The following is a 17,331-nucleotide window of genomic DNA, read 5'->3' as shown; positions in this document are numbered from 1 at the left end:
TCAACTTGAAAATGACGCCAAGTGCTTCCAACGAAATGATTCTCAACCCGTCGACCTATGCACAGCCGTCTAATTAAGCAATGGCCAGTGCGTCGTCAATAATAATTGACTGCGGGTTGCCCAATCTAACGTGCCATTTTGACAAAACCAACTCACTTGTCGTCGAAGTGGTGTGGTCCAACTTAAATAAAGTGGTGGTAAACGTTGAGGTAACCACAGCTCCGACGGTAATTGTTGTAATGAGAATCCATGCTCATAACACTGTGTCTGCAGGGTCAACCAGCTTGATTGTTGAAAATTCAATTGTTGCGCGAGAAAGGCACTCGGATTGAAAGTCAATGGCAGATGGGGTAAGTCAGCTAAGAGCTGACGAGGCTGCTGAACCACGCGGACAAACTCACGCAATGATAATTGTGCAACTTTGAATCGCAACCCAACGTGCGGTGGTTCAAACGCCAATTGGCGAAACAAACGGATCTCACCAAGGTCAGGCAACCAAAAGGCCAAGTAATACCCCCATTCAGACCGATAATCCATAAATTTCAACGCGTTTTTCTTCGGCTGATAACGATTTGTACTCAAATAGGTCTCGCCGAGTAACCAAACATCTTGTGTTTGTAAACGTTGATAGGACTGATGTCGTTCGCGTAACTCCGCCGTAGATAAACTTGCACATTGAAACTCAAACGCGATGGTTTGCCGTTCGGTTAACCAGAGTACATCAGCACGCCGTTCCGAATCGCCGACACTAATCTCGGATTCAACCACCCCGGGCTCCAACTGCAAATAAACTTGCAGCTGTCGCTTACCCTCAACATGTAATCGACTTTCTTGACGCACGACCAATTCTGGCGACTGATGACGAAAATAAGGTCGCCGATGTTCACGCGAATCGATCCACTGAACAATCTTCTGACATTGTGGACAAAAATAATGCTCATGTTGATTCGCGTTGATTGCATAAATCAGTTGATGTTTCGAATCTAATGCCGCATACAATTTAATCACCCATCATCAATTACCCCAAAAAGTTAGAATCTCCTTTCATTCTTGGGAAATTGATGGCACAAAAAAACTTCACCGTTTGCGAGGGTGAAGTCCTTTGTCGTTACGTTATAAGAAATAGTGTCGTGTTAATTCAAGTGCCGTCTGATCCATGATCTTCTCGCCATACTCACTTAAAACTTCAGGCGTGACAGTCGTTTTATTCCCATATTCCTTGGCAATCGTCAAGGCATCATCTGGGTTCATCTCGCGCATTTCATCCGTAAACAAGACCAGCTGAATATAATACGTCCCACGGTAACGATAGAGATTGGACATGCCGGCCTCTAAACGTAAGGCATCGGCTAGTTGAATCATTGCTTCGAAATCGGGGAGTTGCAAGACAACATCCCGAACGTCCACTTCTTCATCGTTTAAATAACGTTCCAAATCATCTTGATCATTGTCATCTGCATCCGAACCTTGCAAAATCTTCTGCAGATCATTTAATTGATGTTGATTCTTAGTCGCATTCTTTGCGCGCTTCAAAACAGCTTTATTCAAAGAATCTTTATCATTTATTTCATCTTCGTCTAACCGACTAATCAATAATTCAAGGCCATTGTGACTAGGCATAACCTGAAAAGTGACTGCATCGTTATCTGCAAAGACGTGGTCGGCATCGACTTCTTCGAGAATACTGTAGAAAAACTTCTCGATTTGTTGATGATTCCCAAGCAGATCCAACATGGTCACACCACGTGCTTCCAAATCGTCGCTACCTAAGACGACGCGAATCGTATTTTCATCGACTCGTTCCATTTCCATCAGGTCCACCTCATTTCTTCAGACCAATTCCATTCAACTTCTATTGTAGCGTTTCTCTTCTTGAGTATACTACATCAACACTGCAAAAAAAACAAAGAATTAAGGTCGACGAGCATGCGAACGCCTCGTCAATTTTCAATTCAGCCACAGATTCCCTAAACTCAGTGCTCAGAAAAACAAAAAAGCCGAGGTATTGCGCCCCGACCATTTCTAAAATCATTATTTGCTAAAATCCTGCCATGAGTTGTGCTTGTTGTAATTCTAATGCGCGAATCTCACGTGGTAAGAAACGACGAATTTCGTCTTCGTTATAACCTACTTGAAGACGTTTCTCATCCATAATAATTGGACGACGCAATAAGCCGGGGTTTTTCTCAACCAAGTTCAGCAATGCATCCATCGTCAAATCATCAATCTTAATCCCTAGTTCTTGAAATACCTTCGAACGAGTTGAGATGATTTCTTCAGTGCCGTCTTCGGTCATACGTAAGATTTGTTTTATTTCATCCTTCGTCAAAGGGTCAGAAAAAATATTCCTTTCTGTAAAAGGTATATCATGATCCTTTAACCATGCACGCGCTTTGCGGCAGGATGTGCAACTTGGAGATGTATATAAACTTACCATACCACTCACTCCTTCACCCACAAATCTATGAAGTTCGATTAAATATCCTCTAATCAATTCACAATTATATTATATCGTTTTTCGGAGTGAATTTCTACCCAATTTAAAAAGAATTTCTATTAAAAAATGAAATAATCAGTCTAAAGTCTTAGGCAAAACCCCATTCTATCAACTTTTTTTATAATCCACGTTACTTTAAACTAAAAGGATTCAATTAGAGATACTTTTTATGTTAACAATAATTTTTTCAAATATTTCAAATGCTTTTTGTGAATTTTAATGAGGACGAAACGCGGTATGATTGGGTTTTGCTTACTTTTTGACAGTGAATAATAAATTCAAATTTCAAATGACATTCCTGTTTGCGCACAGACAATTGGTCTACCTGTCACTTGTTCGGTTGCTTCTTTCAAAAGTTGTTGGTGATCGATCTGTTGTGGCAAATGACTCAGTAAAACACGTTTAGCGCCAGCTTGTTCTGCCAACTTACCAGATTGTGCTGCCGTCATATGCCATAGCTTGCCGGTTTTCGTATGATCAAAGTTGGTGTCGGTGATCAACAGATCCGCATCACGAGCAAAGTCTGCTAATTCTGGGAAGTAGCGTGTATCTGCGGTAAAAACAAGGACCTTTCCCCTGTCATCGACGATTCGCATCGCAAACGTTGGCACCGGATGGATTGTGCGCTGAAAAGTGATCGTTAATGGCCCCAAGTTTAAAGTTGCCTCAGGATCATAAGAACGTCCCTCTGTCGCACCCGCCCAAGTCAGGCTGGCAAAGTTTAGTGGGTCTTCTGTATGCCCATAGATGGGTAACTCAGGCTCCTGACGCTCACCTTGTCGCAATTGCCAATAATACTGCAGAACACCCACGTCCGCGATATGATCGTGATGATAATGCGTCAAGATTGCGGCGTCGAGTCGCAATGGATCCAAGTATTGTTCGAGTACTTTTAACACACCACTCCCACAATCCAATAACAGATGGTAATCACCAGCTGTTAATAAAAAGCCGGTCGTGCCTGCTAGTGGTGTTGGATACCCTCCGTAATAACCTAAGACAGTTAACTTCATGATTAAAAGAATCCTCGCTTCCTAAATTATTTCAGCCGTTGTGTTGACGGCTTGAGTTGTTCGATGATTCGTCGATAACGGCGAATCGTAAAATGATGAAATCCTTCATAAATGATCAGGATAATTCCCGTCAAAAGATAGAGTAATCTGAGTTGTAGATGGTCTAAATTACCGCCGACGACTTGCATGATCAAGAGCCCATTGATGGTGCCAAATAACACTGGAAGCAAATAGACAAAGCGGTGATAATTGACCACAAAACGCGTTAAAGCCGATTGACTGATCCCTATTTTTTTCATGGTCAAATATTCGAAACGATCATTCTGCGCCTCAGCCAGCTGGCGAAGTGAGAAGATACTCGCCCAAGCAAAAGTTGTTAAGATTCCTAAAGTTCCGACGACAAAGACAGCCAAACCCAATGAGCGCTCGATCAAAGCATGAACTGGCCCGCGTACATAGTAGTTATTGCTGAGATAATCGGCCTGATCATCCTGAGGCTCATCGCGTAGCAATGTCATTTGAACATCCTTAAGATGCTTGGCATCGTGATAGATCAGCTGTCGCATCGCGCGATCTTTGAAAGAAGCTTCATCGAGTTCTGTCAATGTTTGGCCGGCTGGCTGTAGTCGCTTCACTTGGTAGGCTAATAGCTCCCGGCTGTTTTTAGATGATAATTGATCGAAGACAGAATCATTGACCACCAACAAGTTATTGAAGAAGAGATAGCCTCCGAGCGGATAAGATCTTGAAAAAGCCTTGATCTGCAAATCAGGAATCCCTGATTGTGCCAGTTTCACCTTATTTTGTAGTAGGACCCGCTCCGGAACGTGCTGTAAATAAAAATCTCGGGAAATATACATACTTTGCGTGCGTTTCAAGTTTAGTGGTAACAAATCATTCTGATGGCGACTCGCTTTTTGGTAATCAGTCAGCGAAATAATTTCCAGAGGCAACGTATGCCCCGCCATAATTTGCTCATGGCGGGGGCCGGTTAATTGTGCTGGCGCAATTTTAATTGAGAAATACGTCAGACGCTTGCTGCGACCACCGGCATCCGCGATCTTCTTCAACACTTGTGCTTGATGTTGGCGATCCGTGACTAAATCAATCGGCACTTCTTCTTGAAGTGAGCGATTTCCGAACGCAAACATTGCCGCCGCAGAACCCAGCATGACGATTGAAGCTGTCACGAATAAGGTCGTTAGACTCAATGATTGATAATGCTGACGAAACTTTTTACCGGCAACCGCGAAATCTAAGAGATGGCGGCGTGTGAATGCCCAGTGTTGACGACGTAACCACGATAAGAAAACTGGCAGCGCATTGCGATAGCACAACCAGACGCCAACAAACAATGCAAAACTAATGAAGTACAACGCAAACGAGCTGGCTTGATCAAAGCGCATGTTTTCGATTGTTGGAAACCAATCAAGTTTGAATAAGCCAACATAGCTGGCAATTAATAGCGCCAAGCCCACGCAAGCAAGTGCAAAATCACGACGTGGATGTGGCGAAGTTGTTCGACTAACACGTCCGTAAACCAGCTGTGCAAGTTTCAATCGCGAAATTCGAAATGAATCGATCAGTGCAATGACAATAAAAATTACTAAGAAGCCAACCACCGTCATCCACAAGGCTTCAAACGAAAACCAACGATCAATCTGCGCTGAAACATTCATTAATCTCAAAAGTAACATGCCATAAAGTTTGCTGAACAGCATGCCTAAGACTAGTCCCGCAACCAATGCTAATCCCTCACCCAGCACATTTTCATACGAAAAAAGGCGGGCAATCTGTCCGCGTGATAGTCCCGAAAGTATCTCAACACCAATTTCTTGATGCTGCTGCTGTAATAAAAACCGATTGGCATAGAAGATAATCAACAAGCTGAAGACCAAGATGGCCACAAATAACACTAGCAACATGACCAACATTGGATTGGAATTAACTAGTGTACGTAAGTGTTCATCCGTATACGCAGTTAGACTCGCATAGGCGGCCATCACGAGTAATGAGATTGCGACCATATACAAACTCCGACTAGCGATATGACGGCGAAAATTTTTAAAAGCGGTTTGTGCGATCACGCCGAACACCTCCACCGATAGCTGCCTGCATGTCAATGATCTGATCGAAGAAATGTTGACGTGAGCCTGAACGCACAACTTCTGAATAGAAAGCACCATCTTTAATAAAAATGATGCGATTGCAGTAACTGGCCGTGAACGCGTCATGGGTCACCATCATGATCGTCGTTTCATCATCCAAATTAATTGTTGCTAAGTATTGCAAGAGTTCCGTTGCCGATTTGGAGTCCAAACTGCCGGTCGGTTCATCGGCAAACAAAATTTGCGGCTTGGTCATTAAAGCGCGCGCTGCGGAAACACGCTGCTTCTGCCCAATCGACAATTCATCCGGATAGCAATCCAATAGATGACCGAGTTCCAACTGTTGACTGAAGTGAGCCAAACGCTTCTGAATTTCTTGACCTGGAACTGCGGTCAGAGTCAATGGAAAAACAATATTCTCTCTAATCGTCAGGGCCGACAATAAATTGAGATCCTGGAAAATAAACCCAATTTGATCTCGCCGCAACGTGGTCAGATCCGATTCAGGTAAGTGGGTAATCTCTTCCCCGGCTAAATAAACCCGCCCTGTTGAAGGCTTGTCAATCGTTGAAACAATATTCAATAAGGTTGTCTTCCCGGCACCGGAAGGCCCCATGATGCCGACAAACTCACCGCGATCAATCCTGAAACTCAGATTATTCAATGCGCGCACGAGTGTCGAACGTGCGCCAAATGTTTTGGAAACTTGTTGAACTTCAACCATACGCATCTTTAAACACACCCCGTACTTAAATCAGACTTCCTTAACCATGACTGATTGCCGGCCGTGAATCAACTTAATTGACCTCACCGACAAAGTCACGTTGTGGAATTTGGTTGAAATCTAATCGCCGCAGATCTAACAGATTCTGGGTGAAATATGTGGTTGCCTTGGCAAGCATCAAGTTAAGCTTATCAGTCGATTGTGCTAATAAGACCACCGGTTTAGGCGTCGCGCCATTCGCTTGTTGCTGAACTTGATTCATCGCATACCAATAGCCCACTTCAAATGCCGTCCCATCATCGGAACCATTCATATTTGTTTCGGAGTCGGCAATCACAACTAAGACGTCGGCTGCCAGAAGCCCTTCCAAGTCGTGTTCGAAAACCGCCTGCTGCCACTCAGCCGACATGAAAGTTAATTGACTGATTACTGGATCCGTGACGTCCTCATCTTTGGGACTGAAAATCGTGTCCACGGTCTCATTACACGAAAGGACTGCCTTAACCTGCGCAACACGTCGTGCTTCAATCCCGAACTTGTCAAAAAACGGACCTGCTAAATAGACTTTAACCACAAAAATCACCTAGTTTCTTGATCAATAATTGACCTATTACTTTGAGCATACTATTTCATCAACAAAATACAATATCAGAATACGAACAGTTTTGTAAGTTTGATTTAAAACCGACGTCATTTAAGCAATAATGGCGTTAGCTTGGACTTTAATCGGCTTCAATTCGACTTTTCAATCTTTACAAATTTTTTTTATGAAGATTGATACGCTAAATGTGACCTTCTCTGTCCCTCCTAAAATTCGTTCATCATGCTGACAATTTTTATTTTTAAATCCTGATAAACTTTGCTGTTTTTCATGCAGTCAGATTTGTATTTTCATCGCAAAACCAGTAACATAAAAGCCAGAATGAAGCTTGTCTCATCGCGTTCATCAGGTCTGTCTTCACATTATCATTTCCATCTTTGAAAATGATTCCGATCGAATTGAGAATCGATGACATCTAACTAGACTAATTATAGGAGGCTATCTCGCTGTGTTTAAAATCATGATTGTCGAAGATGATCGTACTATCGCTAAGTTAATTGCTGAAAATCTTGAAAAATGGCAATTGAAAGCCTACCTCGTTCAGGATTTCGATGAGGTCTTCAATGAATTCAAGTTACAGAAGCCAGATCTCGTCTTGACGGACATTAATTTGCCGGTATATGATGGTTTCTATTGGAATCAAAAGATCCGGGAGAATTCTGAAGTACCCATCATTTTCATCTCATCGCGCAACACCAACATGGATATGGTGATGGCGATGAATATGGGCGCGGATGATTTCGTCAACAAACCTTTCTCGATGGAAGTACTGCTGGCAAAGATCAATGCCCTACTGCGACGAACCTATGACTACCACGAACACAGTACCAGTTTCCTCGAGCATAACGGGCTGAAACTTAACTTACAGAACGGGAACGCTCAAGTTGGCGATCAGACGATCAATCTCTCCAAAAACGAATATAAGCTGCTCCAATTCATGATGCACTCACCAGGAAAAATCATCTCGCGTGACCGGCTTTTACGTGAGTTATGGGAAGACGAGCGCTTCGTCGATGATAATACCCTGACAGTCAATGTTAACCGCCTACGACGCAAAATAGAGGCAACTGGGTTGAAGGATTATATCGTCACTAAAGTTGGACAGGGTTATTTATTGCCTTAATTATTTCACCTTGATTGTGCTTCCTCACCCCATCAATTTAAATCCATTCTCGCCGCTCGTCTGCCTCAGGAGGTACTTATGACTTTTCGCGATTTCTTACGCGACCATCTTTCTCAGATTGCTTTTTGGTTCATTGGTTTGTTTCTACTCAATCTCCTCATTTGGCTTGAGCCGGATCGCGTGCTTTCGTTCGTTAACTTACTCTACTTGGACCTCTTAATGATTCTCGTACTCGCCTTACTGCTGGGAACGATCTATTTTAATCGCATCCATTGGTTTAAAGAAATCGAGCACCGCATCAAGGATCCAGACAATATTTTGAACCGACCACTCACAAATGCCCACTCGAACAGTGAAAAACAAGTTCAGAAATACGGTGAAACCATGATTGAGACCCACCGCCAAGTATTGAATCATGTGGTCGCAGAACAAAATGACCAACGTGAATTTATCGATGGTTGGGTCCACGACATCAAAGTTCCCCTTGCTGCACTTCAACTGATCAGCGATGATTTGGAACTTGATATTGGTGAAGAAAAGTATTATCAACTCACCGATGAAATCAACCGCATCAATCATTATGTCGAGCAAGTGCTCTATTATTCTCGTCTAAGCAATTTTGCCAACGACTACTTGATTCAACAATACGATCTCAAAACCATTATCAATCCCGTCATTCGCGACAACATGAACTATTTCATCCATAAACACATCCAACTTGAGCAAGGCGACTTGAATTACACCGTGTTGACGGATCAAAAGTGGCTGAGCTTCATCTTGCAACAATTAATCACGAATAGCTTGAAATATACGCCGGATTCTGGCACGATCAAAATCAGTGTGACCACGACACCTAATGATCTCCAATTACTGATTCAAGATACCGGCGTTGGCATCCAGTCAGCCGATCTGGCGCGTATCTTCGAGAAAGGTTTCACCGGCGAAAACGGACGCCAAGTCAATACCCGTTCGACCGGGCTTGGCCTCTATCTTGCCCAGAAGCTAGCGCAAAAACTAGGACATGAAATTACAGCGTCCTCAATCGTCGGGCAAGGCACCACACTTGTTGTCCATTTTCCAACCTTGAGTTACTACAACAGTCCAGGCAGTAAACAACAACTCAAACGTTCAACGCATTCAACATTTGCTGATTAGAACAATTAAAAAGTTAGGATAATTAAACGATGATTTCAATTCATTCCCCAAACACAACCAGCTCGATTATCAGGAGTAACGTCTACACCCAGCAACAAATTTTGCATCAACATTTCATTTCAATCGAGGTTTTTTAAAATGACAAACGATTATATCCAAGCATTAACCATTGCAGGTAACGATTCCGACGGCAGTGCCGGCATGCCCGCAGACTTACTCAGCTTCTTCCGCCGTGGCGTTTACGGCATGGGACTTTTGACCTCAGCGGTTGCTGGCAATTCTTATCAAATCGAAGCGGCGGAGATCATGACCGCAGACTTCATCACTCAACAATTCAAGACGCTGGCAAAAGATTTTCATATCCGTGCAAGCAAGACCGGTATGTTAGCAAACGCCGAAGTGATCGAAACCGTTGCTAAAAATTATCAGGAAGTTGACTTCGGCCCGCTAATCGTCGACCCTGTCATCATTACGAAGCACGGCGCGATGTTGCTCGAACAAGAGGCCTACGAAACTTTCCGGGAAAAATTACTCCCAATGGCGGCTGTCATCACTCCCAATTTCTATGAAGCCCAGAAATTGACCGAATTACCCCTTGCGGATAAATCAGAAATCGAGCACGGCGCCAAGCTTTTGCAAAAACTCGGCGCCAAAAACGTCATGATCAAAGGCCGCCACGATGATGCGGAACAAGATGTCGTTAGTGACTATGTCCTTCTCGAAAATGGCGAACACTTCTGGTTGACCGAGCCTTACGTTCATACGAATCGCGTCAACGGTACTGGTGATTCGCTTTCTGCCGTCATCACTGCAGAAATTGCCAAGGGCCGCGATGTCGCTACAGCGATCAAAATTGCCAAGAAGTTTGTCCACCAAGCAATCGCAAACCCAATTGAAGTTGGGCATCAATTTGGCCCTATCAATCACTGGGCACCAACTGACGAAGACTAGATGGATTAACGTGCAATCACCTTCTTCAAGCCGCAACAATTATGGGATTACAATTGTTGCCGTTTAAAAAACAAGCCCGGACTTAAAAATGCGTCAATTTGTAAATGGTGAAATCGAAAGATGACCCGTTTATAAATTGGCGCTATTTTGATTGACGTTTTGAATTTTTATGCTTTTCGCGGTAGTTGCCGAAGCTGCTTTGGTATGCGTTGAACCGAAGTTGCTACAGACAATGGGCATGCTAGCCTGTGGGGCAGGCTGCAGCTCTTTTTGAAACGCGTGAAGCAAGGCAGCAGTCTGCGCTTAACAACAATTTCTAAACGATCCGCAAGCGAATCATTCAGAAATTATCGTTAATGCTCAACTGCAACCCGCCTTGCTTCACGCTCTACTTCAAAAAGTAGCTTTCGCCTAAAAATGAAGCCTTTGTTTTTCAAAGTCTTCATTTTTACCCGTGCTGTAAGCTCACTCACGTGTTGCACACGTTCGTCAGCTAACACCACTGTCACTGCAATCATGCCCATTATCTTTCGCAACTTCTGATTTAGTCGGTAACTCAAAATAACGGGGTGTGATTTGCTGGCAGCCTATTTCTTCGAATATTAAATCATGATCACGTTTAAAAATCGTGATTGCGTCAAATGGCGAAATTTAGATACGATAAATATTCAAATTCACGCCAAATTACTTGCACATTTCGATCGAAAATGACAAGTATTTTGGCGTGAACATTTGTATTCTTCGTGTGTCCAGAATGACAAATTGAGAAAATCGAGTTTTTTTATTGCTATTCACCGAAGTTGCTACGGAAAACGGTCGTTCCTGCTGTGGGGCCGGCTTCCGCCTTTTTGCTGCGCGCTTCGCTTGCTGCAAAAATGGCTCCAGCCTAAAATTGGAGCCTTCGAAATTCGAAGTCTCCAATTTACCCGTTTTGTAAGTCTGCGAAAGGCGTGCAGACTTACAAAACTTTCACAGCATCACAACCATTTTCTTCGCAACTTCCAGTTTAGTTTGAACCATTGAATAACAGGTTCAGTAATCTATGCTAATTTCTACTTCTTAACCTTAAACCACAGTTCCGCCTTCACATCTGAGTCAGGGAACGAAGTGGAAAGTTGTTGCCGTGCTGTGAAATGCAGTTGTTTACGAAAGCTTGCTTTCGCAAACTTACTGCAGGGTCGTATTTGAGCTTCTGCGCTGCAGAATCTCAAATCGAAGGCGGAAGATTTATTCGCCGAGTGCGAAGCACGAGCCGAATAAACCTGCAGCCGGCCCCACAGCGAAGGCAACAACTTTCCACGCAGTGGACTGACGGGTCTGACGGGTCTGACGGGTCTGACGGGTTTGACGGGTTTGACGGGTTTGACGGGCCCGATAGATCTCACAATACCGAGGAGATTGAAGCTAGATAAACCAGCTCATTTCACCAGCTTATCCCAAATCACCACCCGCTTTTGTGCAAGTGACTGCTGCACATCGATAATCCGCTGATTACTACTACCGCGGAATTGCAGTGTCAAATCCTTTTTTGCAAGCAAGAAACGGCCGTCAACAAGAATGTCAATTTTCTGAAGCAATTCCAGCTTGTCTGGTGTTTCCTGCATTAATTCTTCCCACGTATAACCGGTCCACGACCAAACATCTTTGGTATGGCCGTAACGCTCACGTAGGGCATCCACTAATTGTAGGCAGACTTGTGTGTTAACAAAAGGCTCGCCGCCAAGCAGAGTCAATCCTTGCACGTAAGATTGCCCCAAGTCGGTTAAAATTTGTTCTTGCAACTCTTCGGTGTAAGGTTTACCGTAATGAAAATTTTGTGCGGCAGCGTTGTAACATCCTGGACAAGCAAATCGACAGCCAGAAACGTATAAGCTACAACGTACACCTTCCCCATCAACGAAATTAAATGGCTTATAGCTGGCAATATATTTTTGGCTTAATTCTTCGGCTCGCCATTCACCGGGTTGGGGATTTTTAGGTAATTTAATTTTTTCGGTTGGCAAATGGCTTCTCTCTTTTCAACTTGTTTTTTAACTTCAACCCTTAACGTCACTAGTTGGATGATAATTCTGATGCGTTCAGCCTTAACTTAGGCATTGCGGTGCTCGTTGGCCACTTGATTATTGCTGAAAGACAGGTGCTTCACGCGATGAATGATCTCTTCATGACGGCCGTGTACCATTGGGCGTTGGTTGGGATTACCCAAATAACCACAAGTCCGCTTGACCACATCACAACTGGCTGGGTCGCTGTTCCCACATTGTGGACACTTAAAGCCCTTTTCGGTCGGCACGAATTCACCCTTATAACCACACTTGAAACATTGGTCAATTGGCGTATTGGTGCCTAAATAACCGATTCGATCATAGGCAAAATCCCAAACGGCTTCCAAAGCTTTCGGATTTTGTTTGAGGTTAGGATATTCACAATAATGAATAAAGCCACCAGAACAATACTTTGGATAATCTTTTTCGAAGTCGAGTTTTTCAAAAGGTGTTGGATTCTTACGCACATCGTAGTGGAAACTATTCGTGTAGTATTCCTTGTCGGTAATATCCTTCACCTTGCCAAACTTCTGCGTGTCTAAGCGACAGAAGCGGTCGGTCAAACTCTCGGAAGGCGTGCTGTAAACGCTGAAGTGATAACCATATTCTTGTTCCCACGCCACACAGTGATCGTAGAGTGCCTTGACCACGTTGATTGTAAATTGCTTAGCCACTGGATCCTCTTCCCAGGTTGGACCAAAGAAGACAGTCCCCACCTCATAGAGACCGATATAACCTAAAGAAACCGTCGCGCGACTGTTTTTGAACAATTCATCAACTGATTGGTTCTGATCAAGCCGCTTGCCAAACGCACCATATTGATACAAAATCGGCGCGTTAGCAGGATGAGCCTGCTTGGCACGGTTAACTTTGAAAATCAACGCTTCCTTGCAGACACTCAAACGTTCTTCAAGGATCTGCCAGAACTTATCTTGATTCCCTGCAGATTCCATGGCGATCCGAGGTAAATTCAACGTCACAACGCCAAGATTCATTCGACCAGAATTGACTTCCTTACCTGTCTCCGGATCCTGCCAACCCTGCAAGAAGCTGCGGCAACCCATGGGTGCTTTAAAAGAGCCCGTCAGTTCAACGAGTTTGTCATAGTTCAGCACGTCAGGGTACATCCGCTTAGTGGCACATTCGATGGCCATTTGTTTGATGTCGTAATTGGGATCCTCTGGGTTTAAATTGAGCCCGCGTTTCAAGGTAAACACTAACTTAGGAAAAATTGCGGTCCGATGTTCTTTTCCCAATCCCTGAATCCGAATCTTCAAAATCGACTTTTGAATTTCGCGTTCAATCCAATTCGAACCCAAGCCAAAGCCCAACGTGGTGAATGGCGTCTGGCCTTGAGAGGAATACAACGTATTAATCTCGTATTCCAAAGCTTGCATCGCGTCAAAAATATCTTTTTTCGTCCGTTTAATTGCATATTCCTTACGGCGTTCAGGTTCATCGATCCATTCAACGGCTTCGGATTCATGCTTCGCTAAGTTTTTCTCGGCGAAAGGTGCGAGCAACTCATCGACACGATCTGCCGAACAACCACCGTATTGACTGGAGGCAACGTTGGCGATGATCTGCGCCATTTGAGCCGTGGCCGTCTGAATTGAATGGGGTGGTTCGACTTCCGCATTGCCAATCTTGAAGCCGTGGGTCAACATTTCCTTGAAGTCAATCAAGCAACAATTCGTCATCGGGCTGTAGGGTTGGTAATCCAAGTCATGCCAGTGGATTTCACCCTTCAAGTGAGCATTGGCGACTTTGGGTGGTAGCATCTTAAGTCCCATTGCTTTTGCCACGGTACCAGCCGTCAAATCCCGCTGTGTGTTGAAAACCTTACTATCTTTATTCGCATTCTCGTTAACAACCGTTGCATCGCGCGTCAGCAGCTTTTGAATCGTGACATTAATATCAGTCGCCTGACTACGTTCAAAATCACGCTCGGTACGATAATTGATGTAGTCCTGCGCAATTTGATACAAATGGTGATCCAATAAGGTGTGCTCAACGATACTCTGAATCTCATAAATTTTAATATTTTCCGTAAAACGATCTGCGATTTCAGCAAGCACATCGTCCAAAACAAGCTGGAGTTCACTGAGGGTCTTCACATCGACCTCGCCATGATCCAACTCAGAATCAGCAGCTTTACGCATGGCCTGCGCAATTTTTTCCGAATCAAAGTCCATGATCCGGCCATCTCGTTTAATGACCTTAATCGTCATTGTGGGTGCGATTTGATTGGTTTTCAATTCCTGCATCTTCATAACCTCTTCATCGTTATTCTTAGTTCAATGATAACGGCTACACGTTGAATTATCAAGCTAGTTGAAACAATATCTTGTGGATAAAGCTGTGCAAAAGATTTTAATAATACAAGATGTTGTATACAAAAAAATCACAGAATTCAGTCGGTTAACCGAATTCTGTGACCATGATCGCACCAATTTATTCAGAATGTCTGCAACAAAATTGTGGAAAATATTTTTTCCGTCGTCGTTGGAGTTACTTCAGGTCATCAGGTCAGGATCGTATCTGCTATCGTTCATCAGACGCCCAGCAACCTAATCGATGACTGGCTGCATCAATAGGCAACGATCTTTTGGACTTTCAACATAAACACGCACTATTTCTTTAACCGCAAAGTCATGGCATTCAATGCCACCACGATGGTCGATAGCGACATGACAGCTGCCCCAACCGCTGGATTCAAGACAAATCCGATCGGTGCTAAGATACCTGCGGCAAGTGGAATGGTGATCACGTTATAACCCGCACCCCACCATAAGTTCTCAATCATTTTTCGTTGTGTGGCTTTCGCCAGTTTTAAGAAATTGACAACGTCAGCTGGATCACTGTGCACCAAGACGACATCGGCCGAATCAATCGCAACATCCGTTCCCGCACCGATTGCCACGCCAATATTGGCACGAACTAACGCCGGCGCATCATTGACACCATCGCCAACCATCATCACCTTGTCCCCACGCGACTGATAATCGCGGACAACTTTTTCTTTATCTTCTGGCAAAAGCTGTGCTTTAAACTCGTCGATTCCCAATGATGTTGCCACTTTCTTGGCAGTTTGCGCATTATCGCCGGTCAACATGACTGGTGTGATCGACATTGCCTTGAGATCTGCGATGAATTTTTTGGCTTCGGGCTTAATTTGATCACCAACGGCTAGAATTGCTAGGACTTGTTTATCGGAGATTAAGTAGCTCACACTGTTTCCTTGTTGTGCAAGTTGGTCATACTGTCTATCATCATAGTTGATCTCATGTTGTTTCAAAAATGGTGCGGTCACGATTTCATAGGTTTCGCCGGCAATCGTGCCACTCATACCAACACCTTTGATGGCTTGAACGTTTTCTGCAGCTGCTGGTTCAAGCTGCTGAGCCTTTGCTGCCGCCAAGACACCCGTTGCGATTGGATGGCTACTGTGTGCTTCCAAACTGGCGATAAGACTCAAAACCTGATGATCGGTTAATCTTTCAGTCAGACTCTTGATTGTATTGACGGTAAATTTACCTTCAGTCAAGGTCCCTGTTTTATCTAAGAGAACGTGTGAAAGGTGGCGAGCTTTTTCAATTGCTTCGCGCTGTTGGATCAACAAGCCATTCGCCGCCGCGATTGAGGTGCTCCTTGCGACAACCAAGGGAATCGCAACGCCAAGTGCATGAGGACAAGCAATCACTAGCACCGTCACCATTCGCGACAAAGCCGTCGCCAGATCCGCATTGATCCACCAGAAAATAAATGCCAAGACACCAAAAGTTAACGCAGCGTAGAAAAGCCAACCGGCAACACGATCCGCCAACGTTTCGGTTTTCGATTTATCTTGTTGTGCTTTCGAAACCAATTGCATCACTTGAGCGAGATACCCATTTTCACCAGTGCCAGTCACTTCGACCGTTAACGCACCATCACCGTTGATTGAACCCCCAATCACCGTATCGCCAACCTGCTTTTCAATTGCTTTGGCTTCACCAGTGACTAACGATTCGTTAATTGCACTTTGACCAGAGATAATCCGGCCATCCGTCGGTATCGATTCGCCCCCGCGGACAACCACCGTTTGTCCCGTTTGAACATCCGCTAAAGGCCGGTCGACGACTTGCCCATCTTCAGTTTGAACATGAGCCTCCCCTGGCAATAATTGTGCCATTTTTTCTAGCGCATTCCCTGCGTTCATGATGGCATTCATTTCTAGCCAATGTCCAAGCAACATGATGACAATCAACGTAGCTTCTTCTGAGAAGAAATCCATCATGTGACCGCCGACAAACTCGTTCATGATAAAGACATAAACACTATAAATATAGGCAACACCAGTCCCAAGCGTGATTAGCGTCATCATTGCTGGCTTGCGCGCCCGCAACTCACCCCACGCCCCCTTGAAGAACGGCTCACCACCGTAGAAAAAGATGATCGTCGCCGCAACCAAGACGAGCCATTCTGAACCTGGAAAACTCATCGTAAACGGCAGCTTAATTCCCATTACGGGTGAGAATAATAAAATTGGGATCATTAAAACTAGCGAGATCCAAAACTTCTTTTTCATATTGCCCATCGACATCATATGCCCACCATGATTGCCAGACATGTGCTGGTGATCCATGTGTTCCATTTGGTTCATGCCATGATGATCCTCATTTTGTTGCATCTGCATGTTCATTGGATCCATATCTTTCATGTCGGCCATATGTTCTGTGTGGCTCATCTGTTGTGATTGAGGTTTATTTGTTGCGTGTGTTGAATGCTTTTCGTCCATGATTGCCACTCCTGTCTATTTGTTCCAATTTGACTCGCCTATGCCACTAAAAAAGGTTGTGGTTGAATTTACGAGTTAAGTTTACAATTGTAAACTTAACTTTGTCAAGTAATTTACTCGACGGGTTGCTCGTGCTTTGCATGTCTGTCAAACCATCAGACCCGTCAGTCCACTGCGTGGAAAGTTGTTGTCTTTGCTGTGGGGCCGGCTGCAGGTTTATTCGGCTCGTGCTTCGCACTCGGCGAATAAATCTTCCGCCTCAAACATTAGCCTTCGCAAACGTGTGCCACACGCTGCGCGAAGGCTAATGTTTGTCCCATGTTGTAAACCCGCG

The 17,331-nt window shown here is 44.2% G+C and carries 14 protein-coding genes; 3 read left to right on the top strand and 11 right to left on the bottom strand.

The annotated features are described in order from the left end of the window. Positions 1 to 69 precede the first annotated feature (69 nt). The 7 genes from FC15_RS08280 to FC15_RS08250 all read right to left on the bottom strand — a co-directional run bounded on the left by FC15_RS08280 (position 70) and on the right by FC15_RS08250 (position 6,916). Positions 70 to 1,008, bottom strand: coding sequence for a competence protein CoiA (locus tag FC15_RS08280; protein WP_057825693.1), 939 nt, complete (start codon positions 1,006 to 1,008; stop codon positions 70 to 72). Positions 1,009 to 1,113: 105 nt separating this feature from the next. After that, a complete protein-coding gene (locus tag FC15_RS08275) occupies positions 1,114 to 1,812 on the bottom strand; it encodes an adaptor protein MecA (protein WP_057825691.1) in 699 nt (232 codons plus the stop codon). A 226-nt stretch (positions 1,813 to 2,038) separates the two neighbouring features. Beyond that, positions 2,039 to 2,437, bottom strand: a complete 399-nt coding sequence (gene spxA / locus FC15_RS08270; RefSeq protein WP_057825689.1) for a transcriptional regulator SpxA — start codon at positions 2,435 to 2,437, stop codon at positions 2,039 to 2,041. Positions 2,438 to 2,775: 338 nt separating this feature from the next. Then, a complete protein-coding gene (locus tag FC15_RS08265; RefSeq protein ID WP_057825687.1) occupies positions 2,776 to 3,510 on the bottom strand; it encodes an MBL fold metallo-hydrolase in 735 nt (244 codons plus the stop codon). Positions 3,511 to 3,536: 26 nt separating this feature from the next. Then, the gene (locus FC15_RS08260) at positions 3,537 to 5,597 is read right to left on the bottom strand and encodes an FtsX-like permease family protein (protein WP_057825685.1); all 2,061 of its coding nucleotides are present in this window, start codon (positions 5,595 to 5,597) and stop codon (positions 3,537 to 3,539) included. Then, the gene (locus FC15_RS08255) at positions 5,575 to 6,348 is read right to left on the bottom strand and encodes an ABC transporter ATP-binding protein (protein WP_235803373.1); all 774 of its coding nucleotides are present in this window, start codon (positions 6,346 to 6,348) and stop codon (positions 5,575 to 5,577) included. Before FC15_RS08255 ends, FC15_RS08260 begins: the two co-directional genes overlap by 23 nt. A 67-nt stretch (positions 6,349 to 6,415) precedes the next feature. Then, positions 6,416 to 6,916: a nucleoside 2-deoxyribosyltransferase gene (locus tag FC15_RS08250; protein WP_057825683.1), complete on the bottom strand. Its 501-nt coding sequence runs from the start codon at positions 6,914 to 6,916 to the stop codon at positions 6,416 to 6,418. Between the two features lie 475 nt (positions 6,917 to 7,391). Between FC15_RS08250 and FC15_RS08245 the strand changes: the two genes are divergently transcribed. From FC15_RS08245 to thiD, 3 genes are all read left to right on the top strand, one after another. Then, entirely contained in the window at positions 7,392 to 8,066 is a 675-nt protein-coding gene (locus FC15_RS08245) for a response regulator transcription factor (RefSeq protein WP_057825681.1), read from the top strand. A gap of 78 nt (positions 8,067 to 8,144) precedes the next feature. Further along, positions 8,145 to 9,221 carry a sensor histidine kinase gene (locus tag FC15_RS08240; protein WP_057825679.1) on the top strand — a complete coding sequence of 359 codons (1,077 nt, stop codon included), beginning with the start codon at positions 8,145 to 8,147 and terminating at the stop codon, positions 9,219 to 9,221. Between the two features lie 138 nt (positions 9,222 to 9,359). After that, a complete protein-coding gene (gene thiD / locus FC15_RS08235) occupies positions 9,360 to 10,172 on the top strand; it encodes a bifunctional hydroxymethylpyrimidine kinase/phosphomethylpyrimidine kinase (protein ID WP_057825676.1) in 813 nt (270 codons plus the stop codon). A gap of 353 nt (positions 10,173 to 10,525) precedes the next feature. On the opposite strand, the gene FC15_RS09195 is transcribed toward thiD, so the two are convergent. The 4 genes from FC15_RS09195 to FC15_RS08215 form a co-directional block, all read right to left on the bottom strand. Next, positions 10,526 to 10,696 (bottom strand): hypothetical protein, encoded by a 171-nt coding sequence (locus tag FC15_RS09195; RefSeq protein WP_157051258.1) that lies wholly within the window; start codon positions 10,694 to 10,696, stop codon positions 10,526 to 10,528. Positions 10,697 to 11,590: 894 nt separating this feature from the next. Beyond that, positions 11,591 to 12,175, bottom strand: coding sequence for an anaerobic ribonucleoside-triphosphate reductase activating protein (nrdG, locus tag FC15_RS08225; RefSeq protein ID WP_057825672.1), 585 nt, complete (start codon positions 12,173 to 12,175; stop codon positions 11,591 to 11,593). A gap of 86 nt (positions 12,176 to 12,261) precedes the next feature. Further along, positions 12,262 to 14,484, bottom strand: a complete 2,223-nt coding sequence (nrdD, locus tag FC15_RS08220) for an anaerobic ribonucleoside-triphosphate reductase (protein WP_057825670.1) — start codon at positions 14,482 to 14,484, stop codon at positions 12,262 to 12,264. Between the two features lie 365 nt (positions 14,485 to 14,849). After that, on the bottom strand, positions 14,850 to 16,997 hold the full coding sequence (locus FC15_RS08215; RefSeq protein ID WP_057825668.1) for a heavy metal translocating P-type ATPase: 2,148 nt from the start codon (positions 16,995 to 16,997) through the stop codon (positions 14,850 to 14,852). Positions 16,998 to 17,331: the final 334 nt, after the last annotated feature.

The organism is Lapidilactobacillus concavus DSM 17758 (assembly GCF_001435835.1).
Lineage (GTDB): Bacteria > Bacillota > Bacilli > Lactobacillales > Lactobacillaceae > Lapidilactobacillus > Lapidilactobacillus concavus.
The sequence above is the reverse complement of the archived record's forward strand: the minus strand, read 5'-3'. Positions and strand labels throughout refer to the sequence as shown.